This is a genomic window from Bradyrhizobium sp. BEA-2-5, from assembly GCF_032918025.1.
Lineage (GTDB): Bacteria > Pseudomonadota > Alphaproteobacteria > Rhizobiales > Xanthobacteraceae > Bradyrhizobium > Bradyrhizobium pachyrhizi.
Window position 1 is genome coordinate 6731503 of the sequence record NZ_CP136629.1, and the last position, 17597, is coordinate 6749099.

Annotated in this window: 14 protein-coding genes and 3 pseudogenes; 9 read left to right on the forward strand and 8 right to left on the reverse strand. The window is 58.0% G+C overall.

Annotated elements, in window-relative coordinates; translation table 11 throughout:
• Positions 1-392: 392 nt before the first annotated feature.
• The 3 genes from RX327_RS31545 (at position 393) to RX327_RS31555 (ending at position 3010) form a co-directional block, all read left to right on the forward strand.
• Positions 393-662: a hypothetical protein gene (locus RX327_RS31545; protein ID WP_317248148.1), complete on the forward strand. Its 270-nt coding sequence runs from the start codon at positions 393-395 to the stop codon at positions 660-662.
• Positions 663-978: 316 nt separating this feature from the next.
• On the forward strand, positions 979-1455 hold the full coding sequence (locus tag RX327_RS31550; RefSeq protein WP_317248149.1) for an Lrp/AsnC family transcriptional regulator: 477 nt from the start codon (positions 979-981) through the stop codon (positions 1453-1455).
• Positions 1456-2173: 718 nt separating this feature from the next.
• The gene (locus RX327_RS31555; protein ID WP_317248150.1) at positions 2174-3010 is read left to right on the forward strand and encodes a Crp/Fnr family transcriptional regulator; all 837 of its coding nucleotides are present in this window, start codon (positions 2174-2176) and stop codon (positions 3008-3010) included.
• A gap of 190 nt (positions 3011-3200) precedes the next feature.
• Here the strand turns inward: RX327_RS31555 and RX327_RS31560 are convergent.
• The 8 genes and pseudogenes from RX327_RS31560 to RX327_RS31595 form a co-directional block, all read right to left on the reverse strand.
• Positions 3201-3540: pseudogene (locus RX327_RS31560) on the reverse strand (hypothetical protein); the annotation flags it as partial.
• Positions 3541-3596: 56 nt separating this feature from the next.
• Positions 3597-4470: pseudogene (gene tnpC, locus RX327_RS31565) on the reverse strand (IS66 family transposase); the annotation flags it as partial.
• A 19-nt stretch (positions 4471-4489) separates the two neighbouring features.
• The gene (ltrA, locus tag RX327_RS31570) at positions 4490-5743 is read right to left on the reverse strand and encodes a group II intron reverse transcriptase/maturase (protein WP_317248151.1); all 1254 of its coding nucleotides are present in this window, start codon (positions 5741-5743) and stop codon (positions 4490-4492) included.
• A 214-nt stretch (positions 5744-5957) separates the two neighbouring features.
• The gene (locus RX327_RS31575; RefSeq protein WP_256436599.1) at positions 5958-6092 is read right to left on the reverse strand and encodes a hypothetical protein; all 135 of its coding nucleotides are present in this window, start codon (positions 6090-6092) and stop codon (positions 5958-5960) included.
• 166 nt (positions 6093-6258) lie between these two features.
• Positions 6259-6936 (reverse strand): IS66 family transposase, encoded by a 678-nt coding sequence (locus RX327_RS31580; protein ID WP_317248152.1) that lies wholly within the window; start codon positions 6934-6936, stop codon positions 6259-6261.
• Between the two features lie 205 nt (positions 6937-7141).
• Positions 7142-7489: an IS66 family insertion sequence element accessory protein TnpB gene (gene tnpB, locus RX327_RS31585; protein ID WP_317248153.1), complete on the reverse strand. Its 348-nt coding sequence runs from the start codon at positions 7487-7489 to the stop codon at positions 7142-7144.
• Entirely contained in the window at positions 7486-7881 is a 396-nt protein-coding gene (tnpA, locus tag RX327_RS31590; protein ID WP_317248154.1) for an IS66-like element accessory protein TnpA, read from the reverse strand. Before tnpA ends, tnpB begins: the two co-directional genes overlap by 4 nt.
• A 91-nt stretch (positions 7882-7972) precedes the next feature.
• A pseudogene (locus RX327_RS31595) lies at positions 7973-8433 on the reverse strand (IS5 family transposase); the annotation flags it as partial.
• Between the two features lie 1051 nt (positions 8434-9484).
• Between RX327_RS31595 and RX327_RS31600 the strand changes: the two are divergent.
• The 6 genes from RX327_RS31600 to RX327_RS31625 all read left to right on the forward strand — a co-directional run bounded on the left by RX327_RS31600 (position 9485) and on the right by RX327_RS31625 (position 16851).
• Positions 9485-11020, forward strand: a complete 1536-nt coding sequence (locus tag RX327_RS31600) for a porin (protein ID WP_317248155.1) — start codon at positions 9485-9487, stop codon at positions 11018-11020.
• Between the two features lie 293 nt (positions 11021-11313).
• Complete coding sequence (locus RX327_RS31605; RefSeq protein WP_317248156.1) at positions 11314-11904, forward strand: Lrp/AsnC family transcriptional regulator; 591 nt, start codon at positions 11314-11316, stop codon at positions 11902-11904.
• 997 nt (positions 11905-12901) lie between these two features.
• A complete protein-coding gene (locus RX327_RS31610) occupies positions 12902-13720 on the forward strand; it encodes a hypothetical protein (RefSeq protein WP_317248157.1) in 819 nt (272 codons plus the stop codon).
• Between the two features lie 128 nt (positions 13721-13848).
• Positions 13849-14727 carry an ectoine/hydroxyectoine ABC transporter substrate-binding protein EhuB gene (ehuB, locus tag RX327_RS31615; protein ID WP_317248158.1) on the forward strand — a complete coding sequence of 293 codons (879 nt, stop codon included), beginning with the start codon at positions 13849-13851 and terminating at the stop codon, positions 14725-14727.
• Between the two features lie 76 nt (positions 14728-14803).
• Complete coding sequence (locus RX327_RS31620; protein WP_317248159.1) at positions 14804-15997, forward strand: trans-sulfuration enzyme family protein; 1194 nt, start codon at positions 14804-14806, stop codon at positions 15995-15997.
• A gap of 107 nt (positions 15998-16104) precedes the next feature.
• A complete protein-coding gene (locus RX327_RS31625; protein ID WP_317248160.1) occupies positions 16105-16851 on the forward strand; it encodes a Crp/Fnr family transcriptional regulator in 747 nt (248 codons plus the stop codon).
• Positions 16852-17597 lie beyond the last annotated feature (746 nt).

The following is a 17597-nucleotide window of genomic DNA, read 5'->3' on the forward strand; positions in this document are numbered from 1 at the left end:
TCACCTCAATGTATGGAGACGCAGTAAGGACGATCATTCGGGTGATATTTAAGCGGCCAATACGGCATGCGAGAGCAGTCCTATGCGTGCACACCGTGCGATCTCGCCCTAGTCAGAACAATTCAGTGGCGCGCGTGATGCTGTCGAGGTTCGTGTCCCGCCAGTAGTCGAGGCCATCTTTTTTCTTGCGAAGGAGCCACATTGCGCTAACGGAGGCGCTAATCCGATTCAAGGAACAAGATCCGCAAGATGCGCGTCATCCAGCGGACAAATCCAAAAAAATGCCTGCGGCGAAGCGAACGGGAGGACGGATGCTACGTTTTAGAGTTGAGAGCAGTTGGGGCGATTGGGAGTACAGGGCACTCACAGTACGAAAGACCGACCAAGTACGAATGAGCTGCGAGCGCGAGGCTGCAGAGAACGGCCTGCACTGCAAGCACCGCATCAATCTTGCTGCGGCCGCACCAGAGCAGCAGAAGCTGCCCAGCGTCAAACCCGCTGATTTGGTGACGTTGTGTCAATGGTTGGTAGGAGCGCCGCTTGGGATGTCTCTTTCCGCTATTACCGAGCTGAAGCGCGAAGCCGAGAAGTTGAAGGTTTGCCGATCAAAGGCAAAAAGCGCGCTTAGGCTCGCGCTCGTCACCGGGCCAAACCCCAGCTGAGCCCGATCAAGATGCCGTCTCCGCACAAATTTGCAATGCGGCGTGCCTGGTTGTGCCTCGGCTTCGCTTGGGTTCACACCCTCCTTGACAACGAAAGCCCAGGCCGCATCCGAACAGTCGGCGCGGCTGCTCAGCTTCCTCGCTGCAGAAGAAAGACGCCGCCGTCCCTGGACATTGCTCGGATATTGCGACGGGACAAGCTCAACCGGAGCTGGGGCACTGTCACGAAAGGTTTCCTCGTATTTTTTCACCCTGGAGGATTTCCGGCGTTGAGCCGTCGTCTCGCGACGAAATCCGCTTCAGGCTGGAGGTGGTCATGCAATACGATCGGATAGATGCCCGCATCCTCGAGATCGTGCAAAAGAATAACCGTCTCACTTCAGATGTGATCGGCGAGATGGCCGGGCTTTCTCCTACCGCGTGCCAACGACGGCTGAAGAGGCTCCGCTCGGAAGGCATCATCCAAGCGGATGTCTCGATTGTATCGCCGAAGGCGGTCGGAAGAGCTATTCAAGTGCTTGCATTTGTGACGTTGGAGCGGGAAAGTGCCGATATTATCGACAGATTCAAGAAATCTATCAAATCATCAGTCGATGTCGTGAATGGCTTCTACGTCACCGGCGACGCTGACTTCGTCCTGTACATTACCTCGCCATCTATGGAGGAGTACGAGCAGTTCACGCGGCGCTTCTTCTATGAAAATCGCGACATCAAGGGCTTCAAGACGATGGTCATCTTGGATCGTGTAAAGGCAGGCTTTGCTATTCCAATTGAGCTTCCCTCGGAGGACTGAGTACGCTGATGCAGGCGTCTTGCCCCGGCAACCGCGTTGGCTTGACCGTCGGCTGTCACGTGGCTTTTCAACGATCTCAATCAAACCTTGTCGCGGAGGACGCATTATTTAGGAAATTGCGCGATTATGTGTGAACTCTGTCGATGAAAGAGATCGAGGAGGGATGCTCGCAGACCCGCTGAACGTCAAAGGAACCGCTAGGCTGCAACAGTCCTATTCGAAGGTTCTTCGCTAGTCATGTTGCGTCTCCTGCGTGACATTCTTGAGCCGAGGCGGGCTTGACGGGATGGCTTCTCGCGCTATTCCAGCAAGCGGGCGCGCCCCTTTTGCGACATGGCGACTCGTTAACCGATTGCTTCGCGTGTTCAGCACCGGCCCTTGTTGGCAAGATTTGCAGCCAAAGTGCCTGCTCGCGCCAATACTGCGAGGGTACACCGACATAGGCCCCGATCGTACCGACAGCGTTTGTGGGCGACGTCATCGTCGCGATAGCGACGAGGTATAAAGCGAGCGTTTCGCGCCGATAGTCCGAGCCGTGCACACCGCCTCCGTTCGGCTTGGCTGAAATTCGTCGAAGACAGCCGTCCCAACGCGGGATTTGAGCGTCGATGCGGTCCTCATCGCATTCATCAAGATGATGACGTTGGTACAGTTGCAATCAACTTCTCGTTACGGTCAGCGCGCAGGCGAGCAAAAGCCGCCTGCTAGGAGAGGGACCATGACCGATCGCGTGCCCGCCGCCCTCGAAGCGCTTGCCTGCTCCGAAGATGCGGCGCTCAAGCAGCTGCCCGGCACACGGCCTGTGCTTCACCGGTCTCTTACGGTTCCTGCTAACAAGCGGCCCTTTGTGAAGAACGGGATCTTGGCGCGCCTTTCTGTGCAACAACTTGCAGCATTAGGGGAGTGCCTAGAGCCGATCGTCTTGAAGGAGCGCATGGTTCTGCAAGAGCCAAGACGGCAGGTCGAACACGTCTACTTTATAGAATCGGGCCTCGTCTCGCTGAGAGTTGTTGCCGCGGGAAGCATGCTTGAAACGGCAGTCATAGGATATCGGGGCGTGGTCGGCGCTTCGTTTTTGTGGGGAGGACATTTTTCGACGCATCAATCCGTGGTGATCTTCCCAGGAAGCGCGCACAGAATTCGGGTTGAGGATTTGCGTCGCGTGATGAAGGTGCATCCTGAGGTCCGCGAACATCTGTTCGAGTATGTTCAAGCGCTGACATTTCAGTGCGTCCAGACAGGATTATGCGGAGTTCGGCACCATCGCGAACAACGGCTTGCGAGCTGGCTGTGTCTTGCGAGCGCAGCTATTGACGCACGCGTGCTGCCAGTTACGCATGATTACCTTTCCTCAGTGCTTGGACTGCGCCGCGCCGGAGTAACGGAGACGTTGATCCGATTCGAAGAGCAAGGGCTGATTCGCAAGATGCGCGGCGTCTTGCAGATCGATGACCCCAACTCGCTCGCAGAAAAGGCATGCTGCTGCTACAAGCTCGTCTCAGCCGCCTATGTTCCGTCATCGTTCCGTACTTGCAGCGAGAACCAGGCGAGCTAGCCACTCGCGAAATGAGTTCTTGGTCACCGATTCGGTTTTCGCGACGCAAATTGCGAAGTCCGCCCCGATCTTGTCCCACGCATGCCATCGCTCCACTCGAAGGATGCCTTCCCTGTCGGCCTTTGCGGATGCGCCTAGCCGACGAATCAAACCGATGACCGGCGCCGCACCTCGCCATTGGCTTCACTTGTCAGATGAATGCAGTCGAATCGAACTGATCTCGCTTTGATTGGCTGAACGCTTGCGTCCGCCGTCCGTTGATTGACGCGAGTTGAACGAAGGCAAGGTAGTTGGCTGCGAGCCTGTCATAGCGCGCCGCGACCCGACGACATGGTTTGAATCCTGTTGAAGAACCGCTCGACCCGGTTGCAAGCGCGGCAGAGACAGGGGCTGAAGCAGATCGGATCGCTGCGGTTGCTTTTCGGCGGGACGTTGTCCCACGCGCCCTTCTTCATGGCAAGCTCTCTAATCCAGTCCGCGTCATAGCCACGGTCCGCAAGCAGCATTGCCCCGGATTTCAGACGAGACGTACGCATCCGACCAGCACCCCGGGCAGGCGCGCCGGTCTGCGGGTCTGCGGTGGCGCTCAGGCGGCAGCCGCGTTGGACTGTCGGGTCGCCTTCCAATTCCACGGGAGTAGATCGACGACTCTGTTGACGGGGTGATCTGGAAGCCTGGCCAGCACGTCGGCGAGCCAGGCTTGCGGGTCGACATCGTTCATCTTGCAAGTTTCTACGAGGGTATAGACGGCGGCGGCGCGATGGCCGCCGGTCTGAACCGGCGAAGGTCCAATTTCGTCTCCCGACAGCCACACCGCGTAACGTTCGTTCGGCAGCGTTGTTCGAGAGGCAAACCCGGCCGTCGTCCAAGAAGCGAGTGAACGCGGCCCAGCGGTTGAGCAGGTAGTTGATCGCCTTGGCAGTATCGTTGCCTGATGAGAGCATGGTTCGCTGCTGGCGCATCCAGATTTCGAGATCGGCGACGATCGGCCTCGACTTATCACGACGTACCGCAAGCCGCTGTTCCGGCGTTTTGCCGTTGATGGTGCGCTCGATCTCGAACAGGATATCAATGCGTCGCACGGCCTCGCTGGCAATCGGCGCCTCTCCAGATTTCGCCAGCTCGAAGAACTTTCTGCGGCCGTGGCTCCAACAGGCCGCTTCAAGGATCGAAGCCGGCTTCCTTTGGGCCTTGTAGAGCTGGTTATATCCATCAAAGGCATCGGCCTGCATCAGGCCCACATAGCCGGCAAGATGGCTTTGCGGATGCTCTCCAGCCCGGTTGCGTGAGTAGTAGAACAGGGCCGCCGGCGGATCCGTGCCGCCAAACGGTCGGTCATCGCGAACATAGGTCCAGATCCGACCGGTCACCGTCTTAAGCTTGGCCAGTACCGGCACCGTGGGGTGAGTAGGCCGGAGGGATTTCACCTCCAGCCTCTCGCAGAACCGGGCGTGAGACTCTCGCCTCACCCGGCTCCCATCAGGCAAGCTTGCCGCCATCGCCGAGTTGCCAATGCACAAAGAGCCTGCGGTTCTCACGCGCGATCTTCTCCAGGAAGAGACGCGCGCGTCCTAAACGGTGATGGAAGCGCTTGTACTTTCGCTTCAACCAAATACCTAACGTCTGGTTGATGTAGCGCGCCAGCGGATAAAGCGCTGAGCGGGTGTATTGCCCATAATAAGCGATCCACCCCCTAACCATCGGGTTTAGCTCGCGAGCAATATCGTCCAGCGTCACCTCGGCTCGCCTGCGAAGTTTCAAGCCTCGGACCTTCGCCCGCATGGCGTTCAGCGCTGGTTTGCTGACCGCCGGGGTGAACCCACAGAACATCTTCTGCGAATGCGGCCCCAGGACCGATCGTGGCCGGAAGCAATAACCGAGAAAGTCAAACATGACCGTCTCGCTTTTACCTCGGCGTCGATCATCCTTGCAGTAGACGATCCTCGTCTTCGTAGGATGCAATTCCAGATGGCACTCCGCCAGCCGAGCCTGGAGCGCTTCGCGAACGCTTTGCGCCTCCATCTCATTCCGATAATGTACCAACCCGTCATCCGCATACCGACACCACCTGAGATCGGGGAACGTCCGCGCCATCCAGAGATCAAATGCATAGTGCATGAAGAGGTTGGCGAGGATCGGGCTCACCACGCCCCCTTGTGGGGTGCCGCGGCTTCGCTCGATTATCGTTCCATCCTCTTGCACCATCGGCGCTGTCAGCCATCGTTCGATGTAGAGCAGCGCCCATGCGCACGTCACATGTTTCCGGACGGCCCGTAGCAACAACTCGTGGTCGATATTGTCGAACAATCCTTTGATGTCGAACTCTAGAAACCAATCATACTTCCAGCACCGCTGTCGCGTGACGCCTACGGCATCGAGAGCCGATTTTCCGGGTCTGTAGCCATAGGAATCCGCCAGAAAGATTGCGTCAAGAGCCGGCTCAATCAGTTGTTTAACAACTGTCTGTGCCACGCGGTCCGCCACGGTGGGCACCCCGAGGATCCTCTGGCCTCCACTCTTCTTTGGAATGGAGACAGCCCGAACAGGCGGCGGGAAGTAAGCGCCTGAACTCATTCGATTCCAAATCTTGTAGAGATTTCCCTTCAAGTCGGACTCGAACTGCTCAATCGTCACTCCGTCGACACCGGCTGCGCCACCATTGGATCGCACCTGCAGATATGCTTCGTACACCTCTCTCTTGTCGATGTTGAACGGCTTGCTCGGCTGGTTCATCGACGTCCTCCTGTTGCCAGTTGCGACGATGGCCAGCCCACCTGATCCGATCCCTTCGCTCCGGCCCCATTACGAGCCTTCGTCGCTAATACGGATCGGTCCGTCCCAGTGCTCCGCGTCGGTAATCTCGCCTCGCGGTCTTCTCCGCTTGTGCTTCTCCCTTTCCATCGGAGCGACTGGTTCCTGCAGTTCCGCGGCAGCGCCTGCATCCGATTCACGCCCCCTCAACGCCGGTCGCCGCCCGCCCGGTCATCAGGCTCCCGGCGGGCTCATCCCAGAGGGACGACACACCTCTGGTTTTGACGACGATTTCCACGTTACGACGGTTCATCGGCGGGTTCATTTTCATTCGTCTCTCGGACGCGTATCCGTTCGGGTCTCCCCCGACCGTTAGCTTCAACGCTCACGACCGCGCCTCTTAAGCGAAGCCGCTTGAAGTGATTTGAGACCTACTCCTGAAAGTCGATCCCGAGGGGCCTACCCTCATCGCTGCCACAGCTTGCGCGCACAGATTTTCAGATCATTTTGATCATCCTTTCTGTGTGCTTCTGCAGAACACTGTCGTCGGCATGGATGCGTTCCGCGCTCATGACGTGGATCCGGATAGCCTCAATAATGGGATCCAGTGCTACCACGCAGGCGCCGACCCGATCCGCCAGGGTCGAGACGTCGATCTCGATCCCTTCGCGGGCATAGGTCTTGCTCTGTCGGTTCAACGGCTGATGCAGCAGAAACTTGTTGACCAGCACCATCGCCAGCAGGCTCGGCCCGGCAAAGCCTCGCGGGATCGGATGGGAGGGCGCCGGAGCCTCTGTGATCGCTTCGCAATCCCGGCAGGAGAACTTTTCGCGGACATGCTCGATAATCTTCCAGCGCCGCGGCTCGCATTCCAGGGTCTTCGATATCACCTCGCCGAGCTTGTGCAGTCGCTCGCTGCCGCACTTGCCGCATACGCAAGGCGCGGGTTCGACGACGCGCTCGATGGGCAGATTGTCCGGCAGCGGACGTCGCGGCGGCCGCGGATCTTGCGCGCGCTTCTCCTTGGCGGCCCCTGGCGCGGCGATCTCGGCCTTGGTTTCCTGTTCGGCCTGCGTCTCTTCAAGATCCTCGATGGCAAGCTCGAGCTGTTCGACCAGCAACTTGCCGCGTTCGGAGGATTGCCCGAACTGTTCACGCCGTGCCTTGGCCAGCATCAGCTTCAGCCGCTCGATCTCCAGCCGGCCAACGGTCACCTCGCTCTTCGCCAGCGTCAGCTGCTCGCGCTGCGCAAGGATCATCGCGTGTGCTGCGGCAAGGTCGGTGGGAAGCTGATCGGAGGGTGTCGTCACGAAGACGAATCAACCATATTCCCCGCAAAAAATCCCGCCGGATTCCTGCCGTGAGTCAAAGAGCCACAGCTTAACCGGAAGCCTGTGGACGCCAGGTTGCCTGTGGCATCCGCCAGTCGATGCCGGACAGCAGATAGGAGAGCTGCGCAACGCTGATTGTCACAACGCCGTCCGCCAGTGATGGCCAAAAAAAACGGCCGCGCTCCAGCCGCTTCGTGAACAAACACGCGCCTTGGCCATCATGCCAGATGATCTTGACTAGGTCGCCGCGGCGGCCCCTAAAAACGTAGAGATCACCGGCATGCGGATCACGTTTCAAATGCTCCTGGACCAGACGCGCGAGGCTCGGGAAGCCGCGGCGCATATCGGTGTGACCGGTTGCAAGCCACACCCGCACATTACCCGGAATGGCAATCATCGGCGCTCAAGCACCTCGAGGACCCGCGCCAGCGCTTCTGGATCGACGTGCGCGTCCACTCGGATGCGTCGCCGGTTGCCAAGGTCGATCTCGATCAATCCAATACGCGCAGCCACTACAGACCGCGCTCGGCTATCACTCGCAGGTAAAAGCTTCGGAGCTTCCCCCGCTTCCGTGGCGGCGATCTGCACCGGCGCAAAAGATGGTAAGACCTGCTCGGATGTCCGCGCTTGTCGACGCCAGGTAAACACCAGGCTGGCCGCTACTCCGTTGCGACGCGCAACCGCAGTCACCTTTGCGCCCGGCGCCAATGTCTCCTCGACAATCCGTGCCTTGTCATCCTGCGACCAGCGCCGACGACGCTCCAGCCCGCCCAAAACCTCGACCCGCATCGCCTGATAACCTCAAGGCTAGACTTAAGGTCACACGCTTGGCGAATTACAGCGTGCCAGACAAGGCGGCGGCCGCCGGATGCGTACTACGAGACAGCAGTTTTCCGGCAAGTCGAACGTCATGGGCCTCACCGGGGCTCAGCGCCAGCCGTACCGGCAGACATTGCTATCGACCACCGCATGGATTTTGGTCGTCAAGCCGCCGCGGGACCTCCCCTTCGATTGGCGCTAGTTCCTTTTGATGCCGGATCCATGCTGATGCACGCGGACAATGGAGGTGTCGATCATCTGGACAGCGGCATCGTGGGCAGCGGCAAGCACGTCTATGTTGCGGCCCCAGACACCAGCCCGCCGCCACCTAACGAAGCGGTTGTAACAAGTGGTGTAAGGGCCAAACGCCCCGGGCAGATCACGCCAGGGCTCTTCGGATCGCAAGACCCAGAAAATTCCATTGAGGACACGTCGGTCGTTTACCCTGGGAACGCCACGCGGCTTGTTTGGCAGCATCGGCTTGATGGCGGTCCATTCATAGTCCGCGAGTTCGTAGCGCATGATCCGAGCCCCCAGTTTGAGAGTTTGAGTCACGGTGGCCTGGCCGAAAGCAACTCTTGGCCCAGTTCAGTCCTGACGGCGCTCGCGGACAGGAGCGGACATCAACCTGCCGACAATCACTACCGAAACCGTCCAAAATGACCCGATCCGGACATCAGTCCGAGCTGCTGAATGGCGAAATCTTCTACAGCCTGAAACAGGCGTACATGGTTGTGGAAGTAAGGCGAACAGCCCAATACTCTCTCTCTATGACGCTGGCAGAAACTCCGTTAGGCTGCTCACTCTTCAGGGGTTAATGGCCCATCGCGACATTTTGCGCTGCCGCACAACTCCGGCCGCTACAGGGGCAAAGCGGACATTGGCTTCGCGTCACGACACTGGCTTTATGGGCACACGGCCTAACGCTACTCGATCTGGTGACCTTGAGCAGGCCCAAATACTCGCAAGCCGCGCCGCCTAAGCTTGAGAGAGGGCGCCGCTTGAGCTGTAATGTAGAGAGCGGGAAAGCATATCCGACCGGCGCACCTCACGCGTGTCGGCTAAAATGCTGCTGAAACACGCAGAAAGCGGATATCGAGGTTGTGCCGAATGCGCTCCGTCAGCCGCTTGGCGTCTCAGTAGCCCCGTTTTGAGGAGCCGGATCATTCAAAGCCTGGCATTACGCTGGCAAATCAGCAATCGGCGATATTCGAGGGTTTCAGTCTGTTTGTAGGAAGGAGCCTGCCAACTGATTGTGCACTGCCGGCAGCGTTTGAGTGTAACGAGCGCAGATCGTCGTACGAAGCGCCCCGATGTGAAGCAATCTGAACACACGCAACGACGAAAAGCCTACATCGGTCCGTTTCGTACGAACTTTCCGAGCCCGCTCCGTACAGATCTCTGACAACGTCATCTTGCGGTCGTGGATTGGTCCCGCATCCCGACGCTTGATGGTGCAGTTTAGCAGCCGTTCGAGGGGCCCTTGGTGATCGGCAAAGATTAGGGCGAAGGTGGCGCGACTCATTTTGCGATTGAGCGGCCACTCGCAGGCGACGTGATCGGAGGGGTTACTATGAAGATGGCGAAAAGCCTTTTGCTCGGTTCGGCTGCGGGTCTGATCGCGTTGAGTGAGGTTCAAGGCGCAGATCTTCCCCTGAAGGCGAAGGCTGTCGAATACGTAAGAACCTGCACTCTCTACGGTCCAGGCTTTTTCTACATTCCAGGAGCGGACACTTGCATTAAGCTCGGCGGTTATGCGCGGGCTTGGCTTGAAGTGAATAGCAATAGCATGGGCGCAAATCCGGATTTTGGCGCCGGAGGCGCTGCGAACCGCCTTGGCAATGCATATACGTGGCGCTCTCGTGAAGCCATGAGTATCGATACTCGCACCGCAACCGAGTATGGCTTGGTCCGGACCTTCGGCGAAATCTATTTCAACTGGACTTCGGGCGGTTACAGCGGAGCAGGAAACGGTTCAACGATTTATCAATCGATCGGTGGGGTTTCGGCGCCTAATAACGCAAATCCTGGCGCGGTCGCCGGCGGTACGGTCTGGGTCATGAATGCTTTCATCCAGTTCGCTGGCTTTACGTTCGGTAAGGCGATATCGCAGTTTTCCGCGCCTTGGGGAGAATATCCCGGGAACTATGTCGAACTGCCAGGCGGCAGCGCCTGGGACCCGGTGAACCAGTTCACCTACACCGCCGACTTCGGTCAGGGGATCACCGCCTCGTTCTCCGCTCAGGATCAGGTCCAGCACGATACGACGAACGTCTGGAACGTGAGCGCGGCGACGGCCGCAGGTCTCGCCACTGGCACGTATGGCGGCAACGATATTGCGGGTACGGCAGCGCCAGACTTTATCGCTATGCTTCGTGTTGACCAAAAGTGGGGCCTATTCCAAGCGTCGGTCGCCGCCCACGACAATCATGCCGCCTACTACGGCGCGAGCGAGCTGACCGGCCATCCGAACGATAAATGGGGTTGGGCGGGGCAGCTGGCACTGTCAATCAAGAACATCCCTACCGGCGTCGGCGATTCCATCAACATCACCGGCGTCTATGCGAACGGCGCGAGCCGCTATACGTTCAATGATTACCTATCGTCCACCTTCGCAAGATACGGTCGCACAAGTTCAGCCGGGGCTTATCAAAGCGTCGGGCTTGGCGGCATTTCAGATTCCGTGTTCATTGCAGGCGCTGGCCAGGAGTTGACCACGACGTATGGCTTTAACGGCGCGTTCAATCACAATTGGGATCCATATTGGTCGAGCAGTGTTTTCGGCGGGCTTGGGGCGGTCCGTTATAACGCCGCAGCCAAGGGCTACATCTGCAATGCGTTTGTCACCGGCGTTGCGCTTTCGACCGGAATTGCCGGTTGCAACCCCGATTTCAACTACGCGGTTGTCGGTACAAAAACGGCTTGGACTCCGGTCAAGAATTTGACCTTCGTAGCTGAACTCGACTACAGCATCGTTGACCAAAAGTACGCGAGCGGAAGTACGGTGACGCTGCCGCTCCAAGCTGGTATCGGCAAGCCACCGGCCCTCTATGAGCTGAAAGACCAACGCAGCATTGGATTCCAGCTCCTCGTTCAGCGCAATTTTTAAGTGTCTCTTATCTGGCGCCGCAAAGATCTGCTGTCCTCGGCGCTGACCTCGGAACGGCCTCTGGCATGCCCGCCAGAGGCCTTTTCAATTGTGGCCAAGCTCACGGCGATCGCAACTTAGACCGTTGCACCTTGGATCGCGAATGTCGGCTGGGGAGGTGTCGACCGCCGACCTCCGGACTTCGCCCGGGGCTGAGAATTTCGGATTGCCCAGGCCCCGGGACTTGTCCGGGTTTCTCGTTTCAGACACGTCAAACGGCAAATGGGTCTTGCCGGTACGAGATGGCCTCCTGGATGAAGGGTGAGGAGGGCGCAGCGGATCGGGTTCCGCCGCGCTTGGCACCATCGATAGAAGGGTCTTTTGCGCATAAACTATGCGCGGCAGGCTATTGGGTGGAGGATTCGTTGCTTAAGAAGCTGGACTCGTTTGACCGTAAGATTTTGATGCTGATACAAGAGGACGCGACGCTAACGACACCACAAATTGCGGAGCGTGTCGGGTTGTCACAAGCGCCATGCTGGCGTCGTATCAAGCAGATGGAGGAAGCCGGGATCATCGATCGCCGGGTGACGTTGCTGAACGCGAAGAATGTCGGTCTTCCGGTGATGATCTTCGTGCACATCAAACTTCAGGCACACGGTAAAACAACGCTACCGGACTTCGACGATTCAATCCGGCGCTTCCCGGAAGTTATCGAGTGTTACACGTTGACCGGTGAAACAGACTATCTGCTGAAAGTGGTTCTGCCCAGTATTGAAGCATATGAACGCTTCTTCCGCGAAAAGCTTAGTCAGTTACCAGCGGTACGAGAGGCAAATTCTGCGATCGCGTTGTCACAGATCAAGGCAACAACCACTTTGGATCTGACACTCGTAGAAATGTGATCACGCTCAAGTCGTGCCGAGCGCCAGCGCTCCTTCGTAGACGACTGACACCCATTGGGCTCCCATACTCACGTGTCGCCAAGCTGGTGCGATAGAGCTTGCGGCGCTCCACCAGCACAAATCCCTGCGCTGTCGAAGAATACGCGTGCTGATCGTTTAGCGGGATCGCCATTGCGAGCTTGCCCGACAGCGAAGCCTCGCTTTCAGACGGCTTGCCGAATGCACCCACGGCACTCCGCGACGCGCTTCTTCATTCGCGCCTGACGTACGGCGAAGGTTGGTCCTGTCGACGTTGTGCCGCGAATTATGACGCAGCGCACGCGGTCAGCTGAAAACTGCACTCCTGCACCTGTACATGTCTCTCTGTTGGCCGGCCATCCCGCTCGACGGGCTATCGTCATAGTAATCTGCCGGACCGGCGGTTTGTCGAGGTGCTCCCTCCTCGTCGTTTTCATTTTTGAACTCGCGCCGCTCCGCAGCGCATCAGCGAACAAATGCTTTCGAACGTTGAGACGAAGCGCGCTTGGCGGTGCGGTTAGCTACTCATCGACAATGAGAGCTCGGCAGCGCCGCACAATGCGAGCCTGCCCGCATCGATCAGTTGCAACGCCGTGACGAGCAGCAAAGCCTGTCGGCGGCAACGGCCCGGAAGTGATCTCGGCCAGGGTTGGCCAAGGCAATCTGAAATAATCCAAGGAATACTAGTGTTGCTCGGCCACGAGATCCAGCCAGCAAGATCTCCGTCGCAACGGAACGGCACCAGATCTCACGCTTTTCTCCGGGGTCGCGGGCGGCCATCGCGCCGCGAATTCCGACGCCCGGCCCAATCCGCGGGGCATTTTCGGGAAACGTGGTCGACAAATCTCGCATCAGTCCAAAACCGCTCTGTCCCCGCCCTATCCTTATATACCTATTATGTCCGGCACAATCTTGCCTGTTGACATAGTAGGTATATCCAGTCTATCAATGGCGAGCCTGGACATGTTGAGGGTTTGCGATGCTTGAGCAGGGTACCCGTCCAACCATTCGAGAGTGGGCAGACGTTCCTTACGTAACCGATCAAGGGTTTGGCGCTCGAGCCCACATCGGCATGGTCGTGATTGATTGCGACCAAACTCTCTCTCACGAGGCACGTGCGATGCTCGCGCTCCCGGGCGTCGCTCTGTACGAGAGCCGAATTTCCTCTCAAAATCAGCAAGATCGGAAAATATCTGTTGACCTGCTCCAGAACACCTTCAACGGACTGGACCTTGCGCTAGCGCAGATCAATTCTCGGCGGACATCGGACGTCATCGCTTTGGGTTGCACCTCCGCCGCAATGGTGATCGGTCCTCAGGCTCTCGAGCGCCGCGTCAACGCCGTTCATCCGGGGGCGCGCGTCACCGACCCGTTCACTGGCATCAACGCTGCGCTTAGCGCACTCGGATCTGCGAGGCTGGGTTTCGTCTCGCCGTATCCGCGCGATGTTGCGGAGAAGATGATCGCCGAGATCGAAGGAAATGGCTTTGAGGTCCCTGCCGCGGTGGGTTTTCAAAGCGACACTGGAGAGGTTCGGTTCGACTCGCCCTTTATCTCTGAACGAAGTGTTTGCGATGCCGTGCGTCGCGTCATCAGCCAAGCCGAGGTCGACACCGTCATCGTTGCGTGCACGCAGATGCGTGTGGCGGCAGTCATCGCGGCGCTGGAGGCCGAAACAGGAAAAGCCATTGTTTCATCCAACCAGGCACTTTGTTGGCATGCGCTCCGTCTCGCTGGGTGTGCCGATGAGGTCGATGGCTGGGGACGGCTGTTCAATGCAGCAATTTCGCCGAAGTAACCGCCGACCCAACCGCGCTGGTCGAGGTGTCTTGACCTAGGCAACACATGCATTGATCTACCACCGGGTGGCTTGCTCCAACCGGTCTGTCGCCAAAATTTAGCTATGTATTGATTAAGGGGATCTCGATGAAGCGGTTCAGTGGTTCTCGTACCGTATCGTGCTGGTCAGTGGCGCTCGTTGTGAGCCTGGTCGCCTCAAGCGCGGAGGCTCAGACCTTGAAAGACAAGATCGCCGGCCAAGGCAAGATCACCATCGGAGTCTACAACGCCTGGCCGGCCGGCTTTGTAAGGGATGAAAAGGTCCAGGGTTTTGGTCCGGAAATCCTTAAGGACGCAGCGAAACCACTCGGGGTCAAGAACATCGATTTTCAGGTTATGGAGTTTGGTGCTTTGATTCCAAGCCTAATGGCCAAGCGCATCGACGTCGTCGCGGGCGGAATGTACGTTACGCCCGGGCGCTGCAAGCAAGTCGCATTCTCGGATCCTATCGGCGGTCCGCAAGGAAACGCAATCCTTGTGAAGGCCGGTAATCCGCTCAAGATCCATGGTTATGAAGATATGGCAAAGAATGCGAATGTCCGCGTTGGAAACCTTCGAGGTGCAGCATCGCTGGAATACATGGCTGCGGCGGGCGTTCCTAAGGAGCGCATCCAACTCTATCAGGATCATCAGACCGCCTTGGCTGCGCTCTTGGCCGACCGCGTGGACGTGATTATCAATGGCACAGGCGCGATCATCGGAAGCCTACGAGATCCGAGCGTGAAAGGCCTGGAACGCGCTGACCCGTTCAGAGAGATCGTAAACGGGGCAGAGATGATCCATTACAACGCGTTCGCGTTTCGGCCTGAGGATGCAGAGTTCCGCGACCTATTCAACAAAAGCCTGAACCAGGTTGGAGCCGAAGGCAAGGTCAAGAACAGCATCGTCGAGTATGGCTTTTCCGAGCGAGAGGCGACGCCCGACGGCGTGACATCAAAGGAACTCTGCGGAGCAGACTACAGGTGAGCTAGCAACGCGGCTTAGACGATTCACGAGATTGGATATGTCCTACTCGTCCACTGCTCGACCGGTCGATGGCCAAATGAAGACAGCTTCTCAAGCGGACGCAACCTTGTGCGTCATCCCGCCGGATGCGCCACTTGAGGGCTTTGCTAGTCTGTCGATCCCAGTTTACCGCGCTTCGACGATCGTCTTTCCGACTGCCGCTGCTTACCGGAAACGGCACGAAAGAGCTCCTGATGGCTACACATATGGGCTGGCTGGCACGCCAACCACGCGAACTCTTGAAGCCCAGATTGCTGCTCTTCATATGGCTGAACGCACAATCGTTGTGCCGTCTGGTCAAGCCGCTATTTCCACCGCCTGGCTGAGTGTGCTCAAGACCGGCGATCACGTCTTGCTCGCCGACAATGTCTATCCGCCGGTCAAACAGATGGCAACGTCCGTTCTGAACGGATTGGGCATCCAAACGGAATTCTTCGATCCCACCCTGCTCGACGACGTTCGGCAGCGCCTGCGTCCTGGCCAGACAACCTTGGTATGGGTCGAGTCGCCTGGATCCACCAGCATGGAGGTGTGTGACGTTCCAAGTATCGCTCAACTCTGCAAGAAAGCGGGAGCGCTGCTCGGATGCGACAATACCTGGGCGACAGGTCTCCTGTGCAAGCCGCTGACGCTTGGGGTCGATATCGTAGCTGAGGCGCTGACGAAATATGTCGGCGGCCACTCCGATCTCTTAATGGGCGCAATCGTTTTCCGCGATCTGAATTTGTATCGTCGAACCCGCGCTCTCCTCACGACACTCGGCATTGGCGTATCTCCGGACGACGCCTCGCTCGCGCTACGCGGCATGCAAACGATGAGCGTACGGCTCCAGCACGTCAGTCGAGTTGCGGAGGATTTTGCCAAGCGCTTGGCAAGCGAACTAAATTACGTCGTGTTGCATCCGTGCTTGCCACACTGCTCAGGGCATTCTTTGTGGTGCCGCGATTTCAAGGGAAGCGCAGGCGTTCTCAGCCTTCGGCTCGATGATGTGCCGGAAGGCGCGATAGACCGCGCATTGGATGGTTTAAAAACATTCGCAATCGGCGCTTCTTGGGGCGGAACGCGGAGCGTCATAGCGCCCATCGTTCTCTCTTCAGACCGTCACGTCGTGCATTCCAAAGAGACGACCACCTACATTCGTATAAGCATCGGATTGGAAGACCCGAGCGACCTTTGGGCCGATCTTGTGCGCTTTTCGACCATTTTAGACAAGGAAGTGAAGCGGCCTTGAGCAACGCGGACGCGACTGCGGACTTCCAGTCCCATGCGGAGAGCCTGCCGAGCGGGACGCACTTGCCAGAGCACGGCCATTCCTCAATCGATCGAGGGAGAACGCCGATGGTTCATCATTCCGCTAACGCGCATCTCAAGATGCAACCTGTCGTCAAGAACGCAATCCTCGCAAGGATGCCTCTCCAAGATCTCGCGGCAATAGGTGCAGTCCTCGAGCCAGTTATCCTGCAAGAACGGATGGTCTTGCAAGAGCCCAAAGGCGAGCTTGAGCACGTCTATTTTATTGAGTCCGGCCTCATTTCCTTAAGGATTGTCGCAGAGGCAAGCATCCTTGAAACGGCGCTGATTGGATATCGTGGCGCGGTCGGCGCTTCGATCCTGCTGGGAGGACATGTTTCGACGCATCAGCACGTCGTGCTTTTTCGCGGGACAGCATACAGAACACGTGTCGAGGATTTACGTCGGTTGACGAACGAGCGCCAGGACATCGCAGCGCCTCTTCTACGCTACGTCCAAGCCCTGAACTTGCATTGCGCTCAAACAGGCCTCTGTGGCGTTCGCCACGAAACCGAAGGGCGGCTCGCATCCTGGCTTTGCCTGGCAATGGACGCTATCGCTTCTCGTGCACTGCCCGTGACCCATGACTATCTTTCAACTGTGCTGGGATTGCGCCGCGCCGGCGTAACCGAGACGCTGATTCGGTTCGAGGAACAAGGGTTGATCCGCAAAACACGCGGCTTGCTGGAGGTAGATGACCGTGCGGGTCTCCAACAAAAAGCGTGCTGTTGTTACAGATTTATTTCAGCAGCTTATGCCTGCTCTGAAGCAGCGACTTCAACGCAACAGGGATAGAGGAGCAACGCCATCTACCATCTTGTAACAAACGGTGGTTCGCAAGCGTCACTTCATCCGCTTGCAGCGAACCGGCTGTTACTGCGAGCTCTCCGCAACAGCATCGCCGGATGATCGGGATGCACGATCGCGAAGTCGCGACAAATGACGCTGCGTGGCGCGGGGCTTGACAGCGACGCCGCGTAAGACCAAGCGGCGGCGCTGATCTGTATAAAAGTGCTGAGCGGCCCGATTCTGTCATACTCACCGATCTTGGAGAGTTCTATCTGCAGCATGTGCAATTGCGCCGGCCATAGCAATTCACGATGGGTCAGGAGACAAAGATCCGTGGTTGACGAGCGATCGCCTCTAGCTGGCGCCCAAGGACGTGGTCGTAAAAGGAAAATGCGAGCGGACACCGAAGAAATGTCCCCTAATCGGCGATACCGTGATCGTCCCCGCGCTCGATCGTCTGACCTGCCGCGCCCCTTCAAGACGCTAAGCGCGCTTGATGATATTACTTCACCCGTTGCCAGCTACAGATCGCTGGTCGAGCCCTGGACCGCTACCGCGCATGACTCGGCGAGGTCCTGGCGGAACCGATCGGAAACATCGCGCGCAAGACGCGCGAGATATCATCGGCCCGGCAGGGCGTGAGCGACTTCGTCAGCACGGCGTCACATTTGGCGCAAAACAAAGCTGACGCCGGCTGAACAAAAGGCCGCGCTAGAGCTCTGTTTAGCCGGCGCAACGTAAAAAGCCGTCGC